This window comes from Paraburkholderia sp. Ac-20342 (assembly GCF_017104985.1).
Classification (GTDB): domain Bacteria; phylum Pseudomonadota; class Gammaproteobacteria; order Burkholderiales; family Burkholderiaceae; genus Paraburkholderia.
The window spans coordinates 143,755-163,853 of sequence record NZ_JAAGPQ010000001.1; the positions used below are offsets into that span (position 1 = coordinate 143,755).

A 20,099-nucleotide genomic window follows, 5' to 3' on the forward strand; every position below is an offset into this window, starting at 1 on the left:
CTCACACCCTCAACAACCCCTTCTTTTCAATAAACGCGACCACCTCGTCCAGGCCCGCGAGCGCCTTCAGATTGCACATCACAAATGGCCGCTCGCCGCGCATCCTGGTCGCATCGGACGCCATCACGTCGAGGTTCGCGCCGACCAGCGGCGCGAGGTCCGTCTTGTTGATGACGAGCAGATCCGACTTGGTGATACCGGGGCCGCCCTTGCGCGGAATCTTCTCGCCGCCCGCGACGTCGATTACGTAGATCGTCAGGTCCGACAGTTCCGGGCTGAAGGTCGCCGCGAGATTGTCGCCGCCCGATTCGATGAACACGATGTCCGCGTCGGGAAAACGTGTGAGCATGCGCTCGACCGCTTCGAGGTTGATCGACGCATCCTCGCGGATCGCCGTATGCGGGCAGCCGCCCGTCTCGACGCCCATGATTCGCTCGGCCGGCAACGCGCCCGCCACCGTCAGCAGACGCTGGTCCTCTTTCGTGTAGATGTCGTTCGTGATCGCGACGAGGTCGTACCGGTCGCGCATCGCCTTGCACAGCATTTCGAGCAACGTGGTCTTGCCCGAGCCGACCGGACCGCCGACGCCCACGCGCAGCGGCGGCAGTTTCTTCGTGCGGGGTCGGGCGGGGAAAGCGGAATGATGAGGTGCGTTCATGATGGATCGTGTGAGCGTGTTACGAGCGGAAGAGCCGCGAATACTGCGACTCGTGGCGCGCCGAGAGAATGCCGAGCTGCGGCGCGAACGTGTTGATGTCCTCGCGCGAGGTCGCGAGCGCCCGCGCGACGGCCGCATCGATCGGCCCGCGCAGCGCGACGATGATGCGCTGGCCCGCGAGCTGTCCGAGCGGCACCGCCTTCAGGGCGGCGGCGGCCTGGTTCTCGACCCAGCTGAACGCGTAGGCGGCCAGCGCGGCATCGGCGGCGGCGTCGTGCGCATAGGCGGCGAAGGCGAACGCGGTCGGCTGCGCGAGCGGCGTGAGCGTGGCGAGCGTCGCGCGTCGTGACGCATCGCCCCATTCGAGCGACACGCACAACTGCCGCAGCGACCAGCCCATCTGCTCCGTTTCGCGCCGCAGTTCGGCCGATTCGCGGCTCGCGAGAAATTCGCCGTTGGCATCGGCGAGGCTGGCCGCGTCGTGCGTGCGCCAGCGCTCCATTTGCTGCGCGAGAAACGGCAGCTCGCAGCGTGCGAGCACGTCGGTCAGGCCGCTTGCGATCCAGTCGCGCGCGGAATCTGCGTCGGTGATCAATTGCGCTTCGATGGCTGCTTCGAGGCCCTGCGAATAGCTGAACGCGCCGATCGGCAGCGCCGGCGACGCGAGATGCAGCAGTGCGGTGAGTTCAGCGATGCGCATGCGGGTGCGGGTGATGCGAGTGGCCGCATGTGTCGTCGTACGCATGGTCATGGTCACATGCCTGGCCATGCTGATGATCGTGATCGTGGCCACGCTCATGGCCGTGCTCGTGCTCACGCGCTTGCGAGTGCGCATGTGGGTGCTCATGCAAGTGCCCATGCGAATGCGCGCAACCCTCATGAGCATGAGCATGAGCATGCGCATGCCCCGGCCCATGATGCTCACCGAACACCTGCTGCGCGAGCGCATAGTCTTCGGCGAAGGTCTCGTCGTGACCATGCTTGTGTCCGCCGCCATACGCACCCGCTTCGGGCTGGAACGGCAGCGATACCTGCTCGACCGTCGCGCCGATGCGCACGAGCATATCGGCGAGCACCGGATCGTATTCGAGCTTCAGATAATCGGCGCCGACTTCCACCGGCGTATGACGATTGCCGAGGTGATACGCGGCGCGCGTGAGCGTCAGCGCATCCGAAGCGCGTACGTAAAGCACGGCTTCATGCGCGGCAACGACACGCACGAGACCGCCATCGTCGGCGATGAGCACGTCGCCGTCGTGCAGCACGGTGCCGCGCGGTAACAGCAAGGCGACTTCCTCGCCGTTGTCGAGCGTCGCCGCCAGACGGCTCTTGCGGCGCTCGTCGAAGGCGAGCGTCAATGTCGGGGCGCGCCGGATCAAGACGGGCGCGAGTTTCAGATGCGGTGCGAGAAGTTTGTCGAGAGTACGCATGTCTAGAACAGGAAATAACGTTGCGCCATCGGCAGCACGGCGGCCGGCTCGCAGGTGAGCAACTGGCCGTCGGCGATCACCTGATACGTTTCGGGATCGACGCTGATGTTCGGGCGCCACGCGTTGTGAATCATGTCGGCCTTCGTGATGTTGCGGCAGTTCTGCACCGCGACGATGCGCTTCTCCAAACCATAGCGTTCGGCGACGTTCGCCTCGGCGGCCATCCGCGAGACGAAGGTCAGCGACGTGCGGCCGAGTGCGCCGCCGCGCGTCGCGAACATCTCGCGATAGTGCACGGGCTGCGGTGTCGGAATCGATGCGTTGGGGTCGCCCATCTGCGCCATCGCGATCATGCCGCCCTTGAGGATCAGCGACGGCTTGATGCCGAAAAACGCCGGCTCCCAGAACACGAGGTCGGCCCACTTGCCCGGTTCGATCGAACCGACTTCATGCGCGATGCCGTGCGTGATCGCCGGGTTGATCGTGTACTTCGCGACGTAGCGCTTCGCACGGAAATTGTCGTGACGCGCGTTGTCCTCGGGCAGCGCGCCGCGTTGCACCTTCATCTTGTGCGCGGTCTGCCACGTGCGAATGATGACCTCGCCGACACGCCCCATCGCCTGCGAATCGGAAGACAGCATCGACAGCGCGCCGAGGTCGTGCAGGATGTCCTCGGCCGCGATCGTCTCGCGGCGAATCCGCGATTCGGCAAAGGCGATGTCTTCGGCAATCGACGGGTCGAGGTGATGACACACCATCAGCATGTCGAGATGTTCTTCGAGCGTGTTGACCGTATAGGGGCGCGTCGGATTCGTCGACGAGGGCAGCACGTTCGCTTCGCCGCATACCTTGATGATGTCGGGCGCGTGGCCACCGCCCGCGCCTTCGGTGTGATACGTGTGGATCGTGCGGCCCCTGAACGCGGCCACGGTCGCTTCGACGAAGCCCGCTTCGTTGAGCGTGTCGGTGTGGATCGCGACCTGCGTGTCGGTGTCGTCGGCGACGGCAAGGCAGGTGTCGATCGCGGCCGGCGTCGTGCCCCAGTCCTCGTGCAGCTTCAGGCCGATCGCGCCGGCGGCGATCTGCTCGACGAGCGGCTGCGGTCGGCTCGCGTTGCCCTTGCCGAGAAAGCCGAGGTTCATCGGATACCCGTCGGCCGCCTGCAGCATGCGTTCGAGATGCCACGGCCCCGGCGTGCAGGTCGTCGCATTGGTGCCGGTCGCGGGGCCGGTGCCGCCGCCGAGCATCGTCGTCACGCCGCTCGCGAGGGCTTCCTCGATCTGCTGCGGGCTGATGAAGTGGATATGCGTGTCGATGCCGCCCGCCGTCACGATCAGCCCTTCGCCCGCGATCACTTCGGTGGACGCACCGATCGCGATCGTCACGTTCGGCTGGATGTCGGGGTTGCCGGCCTTGCCGATCGCCGCGATGCGCCCGTCCTTGATGCCGATGTCGGCCTTCACGATGCCCCAGTGATCGAGAATCACCGCGTTCGTCACGACCGTATCGACGACCTCGGCATGCACGCGCTGCGACTGGCCCATGCCGTCGCGAATCACCTTGCCGCCGCCGAACTTGACCTCTTCGCCGTAGGTCGTGAAGTCGCGTTCGATCTCGATCAGCAGGTCGGTGTCGGCGAGGCGCACGCGGTCGCCGGTGGTGGGGCCGAACATCTCCGCGTATGCGCGGCGGCCAATGCGTAGTGTCATGGTGTGGGTCCGGAATGGGCGGCTAAGCGAAGCGAGGCTGCGGAGCGTGGTTGCGATGGGAAGCTATAAAGCAAGGCCGTGAAGCAAGGCTATGAAGCAAGACCAGAAGCGGCACAGCGCGGCCGAAGCGAACGGGCGCGGCTGGCGTACCTCACAGCTTGCCCATCACCTTGCCGTTGAAGCCGTAGACGACCCGCTCGCCCGCCAGTTCGACGAGCTCGACCGTGCGCTCCTGGCCGGGCTCGAAGCGCACGGCGGTGCCGGCCGCGATGTTCAGGCGAAAGCCGCGCGCCGCGTCGCGATCGAACGACAGCGCTTCGTTCACCTCGTAGAAGTGGTAGTGCGAGCCGATCTGCACCGGCCGATCGCCGGTATTCGACACGACCACCGTGAGCGTCGCGCGGCCTGCGTTCAGTTCGTGCTCGCCGTCGTCGATGAGGAGTTCGCCGGGAATCATGGAACCTGCCATGGAGCCTGTCTTGACGGTAAGAAGTTCAGGGAATCGGATGATGCACCGTGACGAGCTTGGTGCCGTCGGGGAACGTCGCCTCGACCTGGATGTCGGGGATCATCTCGGGCACGCCTTCCATCACGTCGGCGCGCGTAAGCAGCGTGGTGCCGTAGTGCATGACCTCGGCGACGCTCCTGCCGTCGCGCGCCGCTTCCATCAGCGCCGCGCTGATGAAGGCGACCGCTTCCGGATAGTTCAGTTTGAGGCCGCGCGCGCGGCGCCGTTCGGCGAGCAGCGCGGCGGTGAAGATCAGCAGCTTGTCCTTCTCGCGAGGTGTCAGCTTCATCGGATATGGGCTTGCAAATAGGGCTTGCGGTGAGGTCGGTCGTGGTGGCGTGGCCTGTCGCGTTGCGGACAATGCGGCCATGCCGGATCAACTGGTCACGGTATCAAGTCCTGCTAACGGTGGGCTTACAGACAGGGGCGGCCGTCGGGTCGTGGTGCCACGCGGCAGCACAGTGTGCGGCGGCGCAATGCAACGCAAGCCGTATGCCATCGCGTCGCGGCCTCGGTGCACAGCGCGCGCGACGCGCTTGCGCACGGGTTTGGGGCATGCGTGCGCGCCACGTTGGTGCGCGTTCGGCGTTCTGAAGGTGAAAACCGAGGCGGGCGGCTTGCCGGGTCGGCCAGGTGCAAGCGTGCGGGTCTTCCGCGCTGCTCAGGTGCTTAGGCGCTCAGGTCGACCAGATTCGCAACGGCACCGCCGCGACGCCATGCACGACCGGCCGCAATTGCAGCCAGCAGCGCGTGAGCGCCTGTTGCAGCGTCTCCATCGAGCGCGACACCGCGCGCACGATCAGCACGCCGTTCGTCACGCACGAGGCGGCGGCGCGCAGCGTATCGTCGAACGGCAGTTGCGCCGAGAGCGACTCGGCGAGCGCGTCGTCGCACGCGGCGCCGACGGCCCATAGCGCGCCGTAGGCGGGAAAGCCGGCGAGCCCTTGCGGGGCATCGCGCAGCGGATCGTTCGCGGCGAGGCTCGCGCGCTCGAACCACAGCAATTCGCCGCGCGCGCCGACGATGCGCGACACCGCACTCAGGCTGCCCGCCGACCAGCGTTCGCCGGCCGCCTGGCGTCCGAGCTGCGTCGCGTCCCAGCCGATCGCGCTCGCGCCGTCGGCGAGCGTCAGCGAAAAATCGAGTTGCGCATGCGCATGATCGAACACGATGTTGTTCTGCGGCAGCCAGTCGAGCTTCGCGTGTTCGCCGACGCGCACCGCAATGCGCTGCCGCGCCGCGCGGCCGTTCGACTTGTACCACTTGGTCGCGCCCGGCGTCGTCAGCACGGCATGGCTGTGCATGCCGAGCGCGACGTCGATGTCGAGCCGGTCGCCGCCCGCGATGCCGCCGGGCGGATGCACGATCACCGCATGGCAGATCGCCTGGCCTTCGGGGTAGAGCGGGCGTTGCACGCGCAATGGCCCATCGTGCAGCCGGTGCGCGAGCGTCGTGCGTGCGTCGCCGTGGGTGAAGCCGAGTTCGAGGCGCGCGTGCCACGGCGCATGGGTGGCGTCATGAGCAGCCGGTTGCGCGGTGACGAGCGTGGCGCGGTTTTCGTGAAGCGACATGCGAGTGGATGGGTGGGCGACGGCGTGGAACGGAGCGGGTCAAACGAGTGCCATGTTAAACCGCAATCAACCCGCGCACGCCATCCGCTTCCATATTCGCGCCTGCGCCGCCCGCGACGATCTCCCCTCGGCTCATCACCCAGTAATGATCGGCGATCGCTTTGGCGAAGTCGTAATACTGCTCGACGAGCAGCACCGTCAGGCCCATGTCCTCGACCAGTTGCCGCAGCGTGCGGCCGATGTCCTGAATGATCGACGGCTGGATGCCTTCGGTCGGCTCGTCGAGAATCAGCAGTTGCGGCTCGCTCATCAGCGCGCGGCCGATCGCGAGCTGTTGCTGCTGACCGCCCGAGAGATCGCCGCCGCGCCGCCCGCGCATGTCCTTGAGCACCGGAAACAGTTCGTAGATGCGCGCGGGGATCTGCTTCGGCGCCTTGCGGCTCGCCGCGCCCACCAGCAGATTTTCCTCGACGGTCAAACGCGGAAAGATATCGCGGCCCTGCGGCACGTAAGCGAGACCCTGCGCGACGCGCGCATGGGTCGGCAGCTTCGTGAGCGGCATGCCGCGCCATGCGATCGCACCACTCTTCGCGGGCACGACGCCCATCAGGCAGCGCAGCAGCGTGGTCTTGCCCACGCCGTTGCGGCCGAGCAGCACCGTGAGCTTGCCCTCGGGCACGCTGAGCTGCACGTCGCGCAGAATGTGGCTGCCGCCGTAGTACTGGTTCAGTCGGTCTACTTCGAGCATGTTCCTGATGTCCTGTCGAATCGTCGTTCAGCGGCCCAGATAAGACTCGATGACGGTCTCGTTCTGCTGCACCTCGTCGAGCGTGCCGTGCGCGAGCACGCGCCCCTCGGCCATGACCGTCACCTTGCCGGTTTCTCCCGCGAGCGCCGCGACGAACTCCATGTCGTGCTCGACGACCATCATCGAGCAGGTGCCGCGCAGCCGGTCGAGCAGTTCGGCGAGCTGCATGGTTTCGTCGTCGGTCATGCCGGCCGCGGGTTCGTCGAGCAGCAGCAGTGCCGGGCGTTGCATCAGCAGCATGCCGATTTCGAGGCGCTGTTTCTGTCCATGCGAAAGCTCGCCCGCGAGCCGCCGCGCTTCGCTTTCGAGCCCGATCAGCGCGAGCGTTTGCTCGATGCGCGCCTGCGCCTCGCGATCGAGCCGTGCGCGCAGCGAGGCCCACCAGCCCTTGTCGGCCTGCATCGCGAGTTCGAGGTTTTCCCATACGGGATGCTGTTCGAACACGGTCGGCTTCTGGAACTTGCGGCCGATGCCTGCGCGCGCGATCGCGGGCTCGTTCATGCGCGTGAGGTCGATCGACTGGCCGAGAAACACCTTGCCGTCGTCGGGCGCGGTCTTGCCGGTGATGACGTCCATCATCGTGGTCTTGCCCGCGCCGTTCGGGCCGATGACGCAGCGCAGTTCGCCCGCGTCGATCGCGAGCGACAATGCGTTGAGTGCGCGAAAGCCCTCGAAGCTCACGGTCACGTCTTCGAGGTAGAGGATCGTGCCGTGCGAGACGTCGATCTCGCCCGGTACGACCGCGTGCCCCATGTTCGCGACGCCGCTCAGCGACGTTTCGGCGGGTGCTTCAGGCAAGGCCAGATCGGCCACCAGCGGGTTTTCGTTCATCATGCGCGGTTCCTTTTGCGCGTCAGCAGCTCGGCGAGCCCCATGATGCCGTTCGGCAACAACAGCGGCACCAGCACGAAAATCAGGCCGAGAAAGAACAGCCAGTACTCCGGAAAGTTCGCCGTGAAAAAGCTCTTCGCGCCGTTCACCGCGAACGCGCCGATGATCGGTCCGATCAGCGTGCCGCGTCCGCCGACCGCGACCCAGATCGCCATTTCGATCGAGTTGCCCGGCGACATTTCGCCCGGATTGATGATGCCGACCTGCGGCACGTAGAGCGCGCCCGCGATGCCGCACAGCACGGCCGACACGGTCCACACGAACAGCTTGTAGGCAAGCGGGCTATAGCCGAGGAACATCAGCCTCGTTTCGCCGTCGCGCACCGCGGTGACGACGCGGCCGAGCTTCGAGGTGACGATCGCGCGCGCGCCGAGGAACGCCGCGATCAGCACCGCGAACGTGATCAGCAGCAAGGCGGCGCGCGTGCCCGGATGCGTGATCGGAAAACCGCCGATGCGCTTGAAGTCGGTGAAGCCGTTGTTGCCACCGAAGCCCGTTTCGTTGCGATAGAACAGCAGCATCGCGGCGAAGGTCATGGCCTGCGTGATGATCGACAGGTACACGCCTTTCACGCGCGAGCGGAACGTGAAGAAGCCGAACACCCACGCGACCACGGCCGGCACCAGCACGACGAGCAGCAGCGCATAGCCGAGATGCTGCGTGCCCTGCCAGTACCACGGCAACCGGTGCCAGTCGAGAAACACCATGAAGTCGGGCAGATCGCTGCCGTACTTGCCGTCGTGGCCGATCGCGCGCATCAGGTACATGCCGATCGCGTAGCCGCCGAGCGCGAAGAACAGCGCATGGCCGAGGCTCAGGATGCCGCAGTAGCCCCAGACGAGATCGAGCGCGAGCGCCGCGATCGCGTAGCACATGAACTTGCCGGTCAGCGTCATCGCGTAGGCGGACAGATGCAGCGCGCTCGTTTCGGGAATCACGAGCGCGGCGAACGGCACGCCGAGGCCGAACACGATGACGAGCGCGATCAGCGCGAGCCACGCGCGGCGCGACAGCAAGGCGGGATGCGGCGGCAGGCCGAGCGCGAAGCCGGCGTTGGCATCGCGTGCGTTGCCCGCGCCGCTGCCTGCCGTGGCGCCGGGCGCATGACCGTCGCGACCGACGCGCGACGGTGCGACGGAAGATGGACTTGCCGGCGAATGCGTCGCTGAGGTCGCCTCCGAGGCGGCCGACGACGTAGTAGAGGAAATTGCCGATGTCATCTCAAGCCTCCGCGCTGCGGCCCTTCAAGGCGAACATGCCCTGCGGACGCTTCTGGATGAACAGCACGATCAGCACGAGCACCGCGATCTTCGCGAGCACCGCGCCCCAGAACGGCTCGATCGCCTTGCTGACGAGCCCGAGGCCGAAGCCGCCGAGCACGGTGCCCGCAAGCTGGCCGACGCCGCCGAGCACGACCGCCATGAACGAATCGATGATGTAGCTCTGGCCGAGGTCGGGCCCGACATTGCCGATCTGCGACAGCGCGCAGCCGCCGAGCCCCGCGATGCCCGCGCCGAACGCGAACGCATACGAATCGACGCGCGCGGTTTTCACGCCGACGCAGGCGGCCATGCGGCGGTTCTGCGTGACCGCGCGCACGAACAGGCCGAGCCGCGTGCGCGTGAGCACGGCCCACGCGATTGCGACGACGACCAGCGAGAACGCGAGAATCGCGAGCCGGTTGTACGGCAGGATCAGGTTCGGCAGCACGGTCACGCCGCCGCTCATCCACGACGGATTGACGACCTGCACGTTCTGCGCGCCGAACAGCATGCGGGTTGCCTGAATCAGGATCAGGCTCACGCCGAAGGTGGTCAGCAGCGTTTCGAGCGGCCGCCCATACAAATGCCTGAGCACGAGCCGTTCGAGCACAATGCCGACGAGCCCCGCCGCGACGAACGCGGCCGGTATCGCGAAGAGCGGATACCAGTCGAACGCGCCGGGCGCGAAGCGCTGAAACAGGTTCTGCACGACATAGCTCGCATACGCGCCGATCATCAGGAATTCGCCATGCGCCATGTTGATGACGCCGATCAGCCCGTACGTGATCGCGAGGCCGAGTGCCGCGAGCAGCAGCACGCTGCCGAGCGACAGCCCCGCGAACAGCGTGCCCGCGATCTGGCTGCGGCGCTGGATCGCCTCGAGTTCGTCGATGCCGCTTTGCGCGGCCGCGCGCACGCGTTCGTCGCTTTCCGCGAACGAGCCGTCCGCTTTCTTCGCGACGAGCGGGCGCAGCAGTTCGTTCATGTCGAGGTCATGGCGCGCGGCAACCAGCCGCACCGCTTCAAGGCGCCTGGCGGGATCGGCGTCGTGCAGCGCGCTCATCGCCCACAGCGTGTCGAGGCGTTGTTTCAGCACCGGGTCGGTTTCCTTCGCGCGGGCCGCGTCGACGAGCGGCTTGAGCGACGGGTCGGGGTTTTGCAGCAGCGCGTCGATGGCCGCCGCGCGCGTGGCCTGGTCGGGCGAGGCGAGTTGCAGGCCCGAGAGCGCGCCCGAGACTTTCGCGCGCAGCAGGTTGTTCAGCGTGACCGGCTGCGCGTCGTTCGCGGCGACGGCCTGGCCCGTCAGTGCGTCGCGTGCGGTGTCGCCGTCCTGCAGCAGCAGGGCGCCCGCGTCGGTGGCGAGCGCGCTGTCGTCGGCGAGTGCCTTGAGCACCGCGAGCGAGGCGGTATCGTGCGTTGCGATCAGCTTGTCGATCGCGGCGGACTTCGCTTCGAAGTCGTCGCCGGCAAGCGGCGCGAGGTCGGCTTGCGTCAACGCGAATGCGGCGGACGGTGCGCCGGTGAGGCACAGCACGAGCAGCAATGCGAGCGAGGCATTGCCGATCGTACGGAATGCGACGCAACGTACGATGCGTGGCGTGAAGCGTCGTCGTGGGAAAGTCGGAAAGGAAAACGCCATGATGGCCTTTTGCACGAGGGGGATTCGATAAGCCGATAAAGCCGGCGAGGGCGGCGCGGTAGCAACCGCGCTTTTAGACGCAAGGCGTTGCGACGCATCGACGCGCGCCGCAACGTCACACACTCGCTTCTGCGGATACGCCACGCGTCACGCAACCCGCGAGCGCCGCAAAAACGCCGGGATCGAGCTGACCACATCCGGCTTGCCCGCATTGCCGGCGATGAACGGGCTCCACGGCTGCGCGCGAACCGGTCCCTTGGTGTGCCACACGACGTTGAACTGGCCGTCCGCGCGTACCTCGCCGATCATCACCGGCTTGTGCAGATGGTGGTTGCCGTCCATCTCGAGCGTGAAGCCCGAGGGCGCGGCGAAGGTCTGCCCGACCATCGCGACGCGCACCTTGTCGACCTCGGTGCTCTTCGCTTTCTCGACCGCCTGCTTCCACATATGAATGCCGACGAAGGTCGCTTCCATCGGATCGTTGGTCACGCGCTTCGTGCCGCCCGGCAGGTTGTTGTCCTTGACCCACGCGGCCCATTGCTTCTTGAACTTCTCGTTGGCCGGATTGCGCAGCGACATGAAGTAGTTCCACGCCGCCAGATTGCCGACGAGCGGCTTCGTATCGATGCCGCGCAACTCTTCCTCGCCGACCGAGAACGCGACGACCGGCACGTCCGAGGCCTTGAGCCCCTGGTTGCCGAGTTCCTTGTAGAACGGCACGTTCGAATCGCCGTTGACGGTCGAGATCACCGCGGTCTTGCCGCCCTGTGAGAAGGTCTTGATGTTCGCGACGATGGTCTGATAGTCGCTATGGCCGAACGGCGTATAGACCTCCTGAATATCGGCTTCCTGCACGCCTTTCGACTTGAGGAACGCGCGCAGGATCTTGTTGGTCGTGCGCGGATAGACGTAGTCGGTGCCGAGCAGGAAGAAGCGCTTCGCGCCGCCGCCTTCGGCGCTCATCAGATACTCGGTCGCGGGAATCGCCTGCTGATTCGGCGCCGCGCCCGTATAGAACACGTTGCGCGACATCTCCTCGCCTTCGTACTGCACGGGATAGAACAGCAGGCCGTTCAATTCCTCGAACACCGGCAGCACCGATTTGCGCGACACCGAGGTCCAGCAGCCGAACACGGCCGCGCACTTCTCCTGCGTCAGAAGCTGGCGCGCTTTCTCGGCGAAGAGCGGCCAGTTCGATGCCGGGTCCACCACCACGGGCTGAATCTGCCGGCCCATCACGCCTCCGTTCCGGTTGATGTCCGCGATCGTCATCAGCGCGGTGTCCTTCAGCGAGGTTTCGGAGATCGCCATCGTGCCCGACAGCGAATGCAGGATGCCGACCTTGATCGGACCGCCATCGGACTGCGCGTGTGCGAACGGCACGCGGCCCGCAAGCGCGAGCGCGCCGGCCATGGAGCCATACTTCAACAGACTGCGACGTTTCATGTGCTTTCCCCTTGCCATTGATGGTCACTGCTTATAAGCGTCGGTTTCAGCCAGCGGGACCTGGACCGTACGACTAGCCGCTCGTCTACTGCAAGGCATATGCCATGTGACGCATCGGGTGCGGGGCGCGCGCGATGCTTGTGGTGGCGCGGCCGGCGGCGGCGCGGGTATCGCGCATTCGCGGGCGGATAGCGGCGCGAATCTGGTGCAGGCGCACGCGCTGTGCCTCGTTCGAGTGCGCGCCGCGCTGTAACGAAGCGTGGATAAGCGTCAGTGGCCGGGAGCGGGCGCAAGCGGCGTGTGTGCGGGTGCATGCGCAGCCGGCGTGTGTGGGGGATGTGTGTTCGGTGAGGGGCGACGATCGCATCGTGCGAGCGCGAGTCGCTATTCGCAAGCAGCTATTCAAGCGAGCTGCGCGCATGGCGCCGCTGTTCGAGCGCGCGCTTCACAAGCTGCGCGACGTGATGTGAGGCGAGGTGACGGACGGGCAGAGGCGGAAGAGTAACGACAACAGCAAAGGTACAAAAAACAAACGGCGCAAGGACTGCCCGCCCTTGCGCCGTTGCAACGCGCTGGTTACCGCGCGTTCAAACTCAATAGCTCCGCCTCAATACGTGGGAACCGACGGATCGACCTGGCGCGACCACGCATCGATGCCGCCTTGCAGATTGAACACGTTCGTATGGCCGCGCGATTCGAGGAACATCGCGACCTGGGCACTGCGCGCGCCGTGATGGCAGATGCAGACGATCTGCGCGTCGTCGTCGAGTTCTTCGCTGCGCGCGGGAATCTCGCGCATCGGAATCGACACGATGCCGGCCATCGACGCCGTTTGCAGTTCCCACGGCTCGCGCACGTCGAGCAGCACGGGCGCGGGACGCGAGGTGTCGGCGAGCCATTCGGCGAGTGCCGGAGCGGTCAGGTTTTGCATCAGCGGGACATCCAGTTCAGGGGACGGCGGCATGTGCGCCGTCCGTCCGGTAAAAAAATGCAGCTAAAAGCCGCTTCAGAACTTGAAGCGCGGCGGTTGCACCGCGTTGGCGAGCGGCTCGATGTAGGTTTCGAACACGTCGGCGATGCGGTACTGCTTCTCGTCGATGCGCGTGATGATTTGCGCCTTCATGACGGGGGCGGTGCCGACGAACGCGGCGAGACGGCCGCCCACCTTCAACTGTTCGAGGATTTCCTGCGGCAGCACCGGCAGGCCGCCCGACACGCAGATCACGTCGTACGGCGCCGCGCCGGCCCAGCCGCGCGCGGCGTCGCCGGTTGCGACTTCGGCGTTCAGCACGCCGTTGGCGATCAGGTTGCTCTTCGCGAGTTCGGCCAGTTCCGGCTCGATCTCGACGCTCAGCACGTGCTGCGCGCGATGCGCGAGCAGCGCCGCCATGTAACCCGAGCCCGCGCCGATTTCGAGCACGCTTTCGTGCTTCTTCACCGCCAGTTCCTGCAGCACGCGCGCCTCGACGCGCGGCGCCAGCATGTGCTGACCGGCCGGCAGCGGCACTTCGAGGTCGGCGAAAGCGAGGTCGCGGTAGGCGGCGGGGACGAAATTCTCACGTTTGACGATCGAGAGCAGATTCAGCACGTCCTGGTCGAGCACTTCCCAGGGGCGGATCTGCTGTTCGATCATGTTGAAACGCGCTTGCTCGATGTTCATGGTGGATTCGGCGGTTTTGGTTTGGCGAGCGGGCGGGGAGCCGCGGACTGTTGACCTGACTGTGCCGCGGCTTGGTTGCCGGCGGGCGCGGCTTCGCGGGAAAGCCTTCGGAGTTGCGGGCCGCGTCAGGGTAGCGGCGCGATTGTACCAAATGGCGGCAGTTCGCCGGACTTCGGCGGCTAATCGGCAGCCAATCGGCGAGCAGGCGGCACGCGGGCGGCCGGTAAGCGGTCAGTCGTCCGCCCGCCCGGGGCCGGCCGTGCGCGGCGCCCCCCGTGTTAATCCCTAGCGATCGGTTCTTGCGATTCGCCGCGTCATCGCGCAAAAATGTAATCGATTACATTTTTGCGCGAGCCCCTGTGTCCAGAACTTCGTCGAAGTCGTCTCCGGCCGCGCCGGCCACCGCGAGCGGGACGGCTTCCGAGGTCGCCGGCGCGTCGCTGCGCGCGGCCGGCGACATCTCGATTGCGGGCGTCGCGCAGCAGGCGGGCGTCTCGGTCGCGACGGTCTCGCGCGTCTTGAACGGCCACGAGAACGTGCGGGCCGCGACGCGCGACAAGGTGCTCGCCGCGATCGACGCGAGCGGCTATCGCGTCAACGAACTCGCGCGCAATCTGCGCACGGCGGAAAGCCGCCTGCTGCTGACGATGGTCCCCGACTTCGGCAATCCGTTCTACGCCGAGATCGTGCGCGGCATCGACAGCGTCGCGCGTCAGCACGGCTACTTCATGCTGTTGTGCGACACCGGCGCGGACCCGGGCCGCGAGCGCAGCTATTTCGACATGCTGCGCCGCCGCCGCGCCGACGGCGCGATCTGCCTCGATCCGGACACGATCCAGCAGGCGCTCGGCGAGGCCTCGCAGGCGCTGCCGTGGGTCGCCTGCTGCGAGTTCGACCCGGCGGTGGGCGTGCCGTATGCCGGCATCGACAACTACCGCGCGGCCGGCGACGCGGTTCGGCATCTGCTCGCGCGCGGCCATCGGCGCATCGGGCTCATCAATTCCGACGTCGGCTATCTGTATGCGCGGCAGCGCCAGCAGGGCTATCTCGATGCGCTCGCCGAGGCCGGCATCGCGCCGGACCCGCGCTGGCGCATGAACCTGAACAGCCTCGACTACGAAGCGGGCGCCTCGGCCGCGGTCACGCTGATGCAGCAGCCCGCCGCGCCGAGCGCGATCTTCGCGGTGTCGGATACGCTCGCGATCGGCGTGATCCACGGTTTGCGCAGCGTCGGCAAGCGCGTGCCCGACGACGTCGCCGTGGTCGGCTTCGACGATATTTCGCTCGCCGCGCAGATCGATCCGCCGCTCACGACGATCGCGCAGCCGATGCGCGAACTCGGCGAAACGGCCGCGCGCCTGCTGCTGCAACGACTCGCGAATCCGCAGGCCAGCGTGCCGGGCGTGCTGCTGCCGCATCGCCTCGTGATTCGCGGGAGTGCCTGAGCCATGAGCCTCGCGATCCGCTTCGACGACATCCGCAAGGACTTCGGCCCCGTGCGCGTGCTGCACGGCGTGAGCTTCGAGATCGCACCGGGGCGCATCTACGGCTTGCTCGGCGAGAACGGCGCGGGCAAGTCGACGCTGATGAAAATCCTCGCCGGTTACGAAACGGCCACGTCGGGCAGCGTGCTCATCGACGGTCACGCGCGGCGCTTTAGCGGTTCGCGCGACGCCGAGGCGCAAGGCATCGTGCTGATCCACCAGGAGTTCAACCTCGCCGAGCATCTGACGATCGCGCAGAACATGTACCTCGGCCACGAGAAGCGGCGCGGCTGGTTCGTCGACGATGCCGCGATGCGCGCCGACGCCGCGCGCTATCTCGCGCAGGTCGGGCTCGAGCGCGCGCCCGACACGAAGGTGCGCGAGCTGATCGTCGCGGAAAAGCAGATGGTCGAGATCGCGAAGGCGCTGTCGCGGCGCGCGCGTCTGCTCATCATGGACGAGCCGACCGCGACATTGACGCCCGCCGAAACCGAACGGCTCTTCGCGCTGATGGCGAAGCTCAAGGCCGACGGCGTGACGATCGTCTACATCTCGCACAAGCTCGACGAAGTCGAGCGCATCACCGACGAGGTGATCGTGATGCGCGACGGCCGCTTCGTCGCGCGCGGCGAGACCGCAGGGCTTGCGCGCCAGCAGATGGCGAACCTGATGGTCGGGCGCGAGCTGTCCGATATGTTCCCCGACAAGGCGACCGCGCCCGCCGATGCGCCGGTTGCGTTGCGCGTGAACGGCCTCACGGTGCCCGACTGGGTCGAGGACCTGAGCTTCGAGGTGCGCGCCGGCGAAGTGCTCGGCTTCGCGGGGCTGGTCGGCGCAGGCCGCACCGAGGCGTTCGAGGCGCTCATCGGCTTGCGCAAACGCACGGGCGGCCGCCTCGACATCGCGGGCCGGCCCGTCGATCTGAAAAGCCCGCGCGAGGCGATGCGCCACGGCCTCACGTATCTGAGCGAGGACCGCAAGGGCAAAGGCCTGCACGTCGATCTGAACCTGCAGGACAACCTCACGCTGATGACGCTCGAACGCTACGCGCATCCGCTGCTCGACCTGAAGGCGGGCCGCGCGGCCTTGCAGAAAGCGGTCGGCGAATTCGGCATTCGCACGGGCGACCTGTCGAGCCGCGCGCGCATGCTCTCGGGCGGCAACCAGCAGAAGCTCGCGCTCGCGAAGTTTCTGCAACCGGACCCGAGCGTGATCGTGCTCGACGAGCCGACGCGCGGCGTCGACGTCGGCGCGAAGCGTGACATCTACTTTCTGATTCATCGTCTCGCCGCGCAGGGCCGCGCGGTGATCGTCATTTCATCCGAACTGATCGAGCTGATCGGCTTGTGCCATCGCGTCGCCGTGATGCGCGCGGGACGCCTGCAAGCGACGCTCGCGCTCGACCATCTGACCGAAGAGGAGTTGATCGCCCATGCGACCGGCACCCACTGAAGCCGTGCCATCACGCCGCGCGCTGCGCGTCGCGCAGCGGCTCTATACGCTCGGGCCGCTCGTCGGGCTGATCGCGCTGTGCATCGTCGGCACGCTGCTCAATCGCGATTTCGCGACGCTCGACAACCTCATGAACGTGCTCACGCGCACGTCGTTCATCGGCATCATCGCGGTCGGCATGACCTTTGTGATCATTTCGGGCGGCATCGATCTGTCGGTCGGCTCGATGGCCGCGCTGATCGCGGGCAGCATGATCTGGCTCATGAACGCGCTGGCGGCGGGCACGGCAGGCCATGCGTTGCCGCCGTTGCTGATCGTGACGATCGGCATCGTCGCGGCGCTCGTGCTTGGTGCGCTGTTCGGCTGCGCGCACGGATTGCTGATTACAAAAGGGCGCATCGAGCCGTTCATCGTTACGCTCGGCACGCTCGGGATTTTTCGCGCGGTGCTGACATGGCTCGCCGACGGCGGCGCGTTGACACTCAATGATTCGTTATCCGATCTGTATGGCCCGGTCTATTACGCGAGCCTGTTCGGCGTGCCGGTGCCGATCTGGGTGTTTCTCGTGGTCGCGGCGGGCGGCGCGCTGATCCTCAATCGCACCGCGTTCGGCCGCCATGTGCAGGCGATCGGCTCGAACGAACAGGTTGCGCGCTATGCGGCGATTCGCGTCGATACCGTGAAGATCGTCACGTATGTGCTGCTCGGGATGTGCGTGGGCGTGGCGACGGTGCTGTATGTGCCGCGCCTCGGCTCCGCGACGCCGACCACCGGCCTGTTGTGGGAGCTCGAAGCGATTGCTTCGGTGGTGGTCGGCGGCACCGCGCTCAAGGGCGGCGAGGGGCGCGTGATCGGCACCGTGATCGGCGCGATCCTGCTTTCGGTGATCGCGAACATCCTGAACCTGACCAGCATCATCAGCGTGTATCTGAATGCGGCAGTGCAGGGCGTCGTGATTATTTTCGTCGCGTTCGTGCAGCGTGGAAGGCGGTAGTGGGGCGCTGCCGGTTGGAAGCGCGGCGGGTAGGGGCCGTAGTGAAGCAACCATGAAGCAGCAATGAAGCCGTAGCCAGGCAACCGCCAAGCAACCGCAGTGCGGCCACGGTGATGAAGCAACGGCAGTGCGGACGCAGCGAAAAGCAGCAAAAGAAAGCAGCAAAAAAAGCGGCAAAAAAAGCAGCAAACGCAACGACGGCAATCTGAACGCAGGTCCGAAAAACGGGGCGCCCCGAGCGCCTCAACATTGGAGACACACCATGAAGCAGGTCATTCGAGCGATCGGCGCCGGCATGCTGGCGTTGGGAATACTGGGCACGGCGGGCGCGGCGCGCGCCGACGACAAGGTCACGCTAGGCGTCGCGATTCCGACGGCCGATCACGGCTTCACGGGCGGCATCGTCTGGTGGGCCAACAAGGCGAAGGCCGATCTCGAGAAAGCGCATCCCGATCTGAAGGTGATCGTGAAGACCGCGGCCAACTCGCCCGAGCAGGCGAACCAGTTGCAGGACCTCGTGACCGTCAACAAGATCAACGCGCTAGTGATCTTTCCGTATGAATCGGCTTCGCTCACGCAACCGGTCGAGCAGGTCAAGAAGAAAGGCGTGTACGTGACCGTGGTCGATCGCGGCCTCACGAACACGAGCGCACAGGATGCCTATGTGGCCGGCGACAACACCGCGTTCGGCCGGATTCCCGCCGAGTATCTGGCGAAGTCGCTCGGCGGCAAGGGCAATATCGTTGCGCTGCGCGGCATTCCGACCACGCTCGACAACGAGCGCTGGACCGCGTTCACGAATGTGATCAAGAACTATCCGGACCTGAAGATTCTCGACGCGAAGTACGCGAACTGGAATCGCGACGATGCGTTCAAGGTGATGCAGGACTACCTGACGCGCTTCAAGCATATCGACGCCGTGTGGGCCGCCGACGACGACATGGCGGTCGGCGTCGTCAAGGCGATCGATCAGGCGAAGCGCAACGACATCAAGATCGTGTTCGGCGGCGCGGGCTCGAAAGGCATGGTGAAGAACGTGATGGATGGTGCGCCGATGATCCAGGCCGACGTGTCGTACTCGCCGAAATTCATCTACGACGCGATCAAGCTCACGGCCGAAGCGCGGTTAAAGGGCGAGAAGCTGTCGGCCACGACGATCATTCCGTCGGTGCTGATTACGAAGGAAAACGCGCAGCAGTTCTATTTCCCGGACTCGCCGTTTTAAGTTAGGCGGCGCTCGGGCGACGCTGCGAGCGGCACGTTGGGTGCCATCTTGCGTTCCGCCCGGAGCATCGCGGCGCTGATCGTTTAACGCGCGCGGGAGCGTCCCGTTCATCCTGAAGGGAACGCGACCCGCGCGCGCCAGGTTCGAGGAACCGTACGATGAAAACCATCAAAGGTCCGGCGATCTTTCTCGCGCAGTTCATGGGCGACGAAGTGCCGTTCGACAATCTCGCGCATCTTGCGAACTGGGCGGCCGGTCTCGGCTTCAAGGGCGTGCAGGTGCCGTGCGATCCGCGCCTGATCGATCTCGAGAAAGCGGCCACGAGCGACGCGTATTGCGACGAGTTGCGCGAGACCGTCGATGACGTGGGCGTGGAGATTACCGAGCTGTCGACGCATCTGCAAGGACAACTGGTCGCCGTGCATCCCGCCTACGACGCGCTGTTCGACGGCTTTGCCGCGCCGCACGTGCGCGGCGATCCGGCCGCGCGCACGCAATGGGCGATCGCGCAGATGAAGCTCGCCGCGCAAGCATCGCGCCGCCTGGGATTGAGCACGCACGTGTCGTTTTCCGGCGCGCTCGCGTGGCCGTATCTGTATCCGTGGCCGCAGCGTCCGGCCGGTCTCGTCGAGGCCGCATTCGACGAACTCGCGCGCCGCTGGACGCCGATTCTCGATGCGTTCGATGCAGCCGGCGTCGACGTCTGCTACGAACTGCATCCGGGCGAGGACCTGCACGACGGCGTGAGCTTCGAGCGCTTTCTCGACGCGGTGAAGCAGCACGCGCGCGCGAACATTCTCTACGACCCGAGCCACTTCATGCTGCAACAGCTCGATTACCTTGCGTTCATCGACATCTATCACGAGCGCATCAAGGCGTTTCATGTGAAGGACGCCGAGTTCCGGCCGACCGGCAGGCAGGGCGTGTACGGCGGCTATAGCGGCTGGGTCGAGCGCGCGGGACGCTTCCGCTCTCTCGGCGATGGACAGATCGACTTCGGCGCGATCTTCTCGAAGATGGCGCAATACGATTTTCCGGGCTGGGCGGTGCTCGAATGGGAGTGCGCGCTGAAGCATCCGCACGACGGCGCGCGCGAGGGCGCGGAGTTTATCCGGCGGCACGTCATCCGCGTGGCCGAGCATGCGTTCGACGATTTCGCGGGCAGTGGCGTCGATGCCGTGCGGTTGAAAAGCGTGCTTGGGATTTGAGGGTGGGTTGTGCCGCGCGGGTTGCACGGTAGGGCTATTCGTAGATTGGCAGGCGCGGCGGCGGTCCGTGAGCGCGGTGATAGAGAGCGGGTGACAAGGAGCGGGTGACAGCAGCGCGCGGTGACAGAGGGCCCGCGCGAAGGAAGGACAGAAG

The 20,099-nt window shown here is 66.1% G+C and carries 19 protein-coding genes; 5 read left to right on the forward strand and 14 right to left on the reverse strand.

Annotated features, from left to right (window positions below; all coding sequences use genetic code 11):
* Position 1: 1 nt before the first annotated feature.
* The 14 genes from ureG to G3N58_RS00595 all read right to left on the reverse strand — a co-directional run bounded on the left by ureG (position 2) and on the right by G3N58_RS00595 (position 13,582).
* Positions 2-658 (reverse strand): urease accessory protein UreG, encoded by a 657-nt coding sequence (ureG, locus tag G3N58_RS00530; RefSeq protein WP_167036447.1) that lies wholly within the window; start codon positions 656-658, stop codon positions 2-4.
* Positions 659-677: 19 nt separating this feature from the next.
* Positions 678-1,358, reverse strand: a complete 681-nt coding sequence (locus tag G3N58_RS00535; protein WP_205998232.1) for an urease accessory UreF family protein — start codon at positions 1,356-1,358, stop codon at positions 678-680.
* Positions 1,345-2,088 (reverse strand): urease accessory protein UreE, encoded by a 744-nt coding sequence (gene ureE, locus G3N58_RS00540; RefSeq protein ID WP_205998233.1) that lies wholly within the window; start codon positions 2,086-2,088, stop codon positions 1,345-1,347. The genes G3N58_RS00535 and ureE overlap by 14 nt, the downstream gene beginning before the upstream one ends.
* 2 nt (positions 2,089-2,090) lie before the next feature.
* The gene (gene ureC, locus G3N58_RS00545) at positions 2,091-3,797 is read right to left on the reverse strand and encodes an urease subunit alpha (protein WP_205998234.1); all 1,707 of its coding nucleotides are present in this window, start codon (positions 3,795-3,797) and stop codon (positions 2,091-2,093) included.
* A gap of 151 nt (positions 3,798-3,948) precedes the next feature.
* On the reverse strand, positions 3,949-4,254 hold the full coding sequence (locus G3N58_RS00550; RefSeq protein ID WP_167036942.1) for an urease subunit beta: 306 nt from the start codon (positions 4,252-4,254) through the stop codon (positions 3,949-3,951).
* A gap of 37 nt (positions 4,255-4,291) precedes the next feature.
* Positions 4,292-4,594 carry an urease subunit gamma gene (gene ureA, locus G3N58_RS00555; protein ID WP_167036458.1) on the reverse strand — a complete coding sequence of 101 codons (303 nt, stop codon included), beginning with the start codon at positions 4,592-4,594 and terminating at the stop codon, positions 4,292-4,294.
* A 388-nt stretch (positions 4,595-4,982) separates the two neighbouring features.
* On the reverse strand, positions 4,983-5,876 hold the full coding sequence (locus G3N58_RS00560; protein ID WP_205998235.1) for an urease accessory protein UreD: 894 nt from the start codon (positions 5,874-5,876) through the stop codon (positions 4,983-4,985).
* Positions 5,877-5,931: 55 nt separating this feature from the next.
* Entirely contained in the window at positions 5,932-6,624 is a 693-nt protein-coding gene (gene urtE / locus G3N58_RS00565) for an urea ABC transporter ATP-binding subunit UrtE (RefSeq protein ID WP_205998236.1), read from the reverse strand.
* A gap of 27 nt (positions 6,625-6,651) precedes the next feature.
* Positions 6,652-7,515, reverse strand: coding sequence for an urea ABC transporter ATP-binding protein UrtD (urtD, locus tag G3N58_RS00570; protein WP_205998262.1), 864 nt, complete (start codon positions 7,513-7,515; stop codon positions 6,652-6,654).
* Positions 7,515-8,795, reverse strand: a complete 1,281-nt coding sequence (gene urtC / locus G3N58_RS00575; RefSeq protein ID WP_205998237.1) for an urea ABC transporter permease subunit UrtC — start codon at positions 8,793-8,795, stop codon at positions 7,515-7,517. The genes urtD and urtC overlap by 1 nt, the downstream gene beginning before the upstream one ends.
* 1 nt (position 8,796) lies before the next feature.
* Positions 8,797-10,476: an urea ABC transporter permease subunit UrtB gene (gene urtB / locus G3N58_RS00580; RefSeq protein ID WP_205998263.1), complete on the reverse strand. Its 1,680-nt coding sequence runs from the start codon at positions 10,474-10,476 to the stop codon at positions 8,797-8,799.
* A gap of 147 nt (positions 10,477-10,623) precedes the next feature.
* A complete protein-coding gene (gene urtA, locus G3N58_RS00585; protein WP_167282096.1) occupies positions 10,624-11,922 on the reverse strand; it encodes an urea ABC transporter substrate-binding protein in 1,299 nt (432 codons plus the stop codon).
* Between the two features lie 607 nt (positions 11,923-12,529).
* Positions 12,530-12,853, reverse strand: coding sequence for a rhodanese-like domain-containing protein (locus G3N58_RS00590; protein ID WP_013088667.1), 324 nt, complete (start codon positions 12,851-12,853; stop codon positions 12,530-12,532).
* 75 nt (positions 12,854-12,928) lie between these two features.
* Positions 12,929-13,582: a protein-L-isoaspartate O-methyltransferase gene (locus G3N58_RS00595; protein WP_167036472.1), complete on the reverse strand. Its 654-nt coding sequence runs from the start codon at positions 13,580-13,582 to the stop codon at positions 12,929-12,931.
* A 359-nt stretch (positions 13,583-13,941) separates the two neighbouring features.
* Between G3N58_RS00595 and G3N58_RS00600 the strand changes: the two genes are divergently transcribed.
* The 5 genes from G3N58_RS00600 (at position 13,942) to G3N58_RS00620 (ending at position 19,945) form a co-directional block, all read left to right on the forward strand.
* On the forward strand, positions 13,942-15,027 hold the full coding sequence (locus G3N58_RS00600; protein WP_205998238.1) for a LacI family DNA-binding transcriptional regulator: 1,086 nt from the start codon (positions 13,942-13,944) through the stop codon (positions 15,025-15,027).
* A 3-nt stretch (positions 15,028-15,030) separates the two neighbouring features.
* Positions 15,031-16,518: a sugar ABC transporter ATP-binding protein gene (locus G3N58_RS00605; RefSeq protein WP_167036478.1), complete on the forward strand. Its 1,488-nt coding sequence runs from the start codon at positions 15,031-15,033 to the stop codon at positions 16,516-16,518.
* Complete coding sequence (locus tag G3N58_RS00610) at positions 16,499-17,512, forward strand: ABC transporter permease (protein WP_205998239.1); 1,014 nt, start codon at positions 16,499-16,501, stop codon at positions 17,510-17,512. Before G3N58_RS00605 ends, G3N58_RS00610 begins: the two co-directional genes overlap by 20 nt.
* A 262-nt stretch (positions 17,513-17,774) precedes the next feature.
* Positions 17,775-18,737, forward strand: coding sequence for a substrate-binding domain-containing protein (locus G3N58_RS00615; protein WP_205998240.1), 963 nt, complete (start codon positions 17,775-17,777; stop codon positions 18,735-18,737).
* Positions 18,738-18,895: 158 nt separating this feature from the next.
* A complete protein-coding gene (locus G3N58_RS00620) occupies positions 18,896-19,945 on the forward strand; it encodes a sugar phosphate isomerase/epimerase family protein (protein WP_205998241.1) in 1,050 nt (349 codons plus the stop codon).
* Positions 19,946-20,099 lie beyond the last annotated feature (154 nt).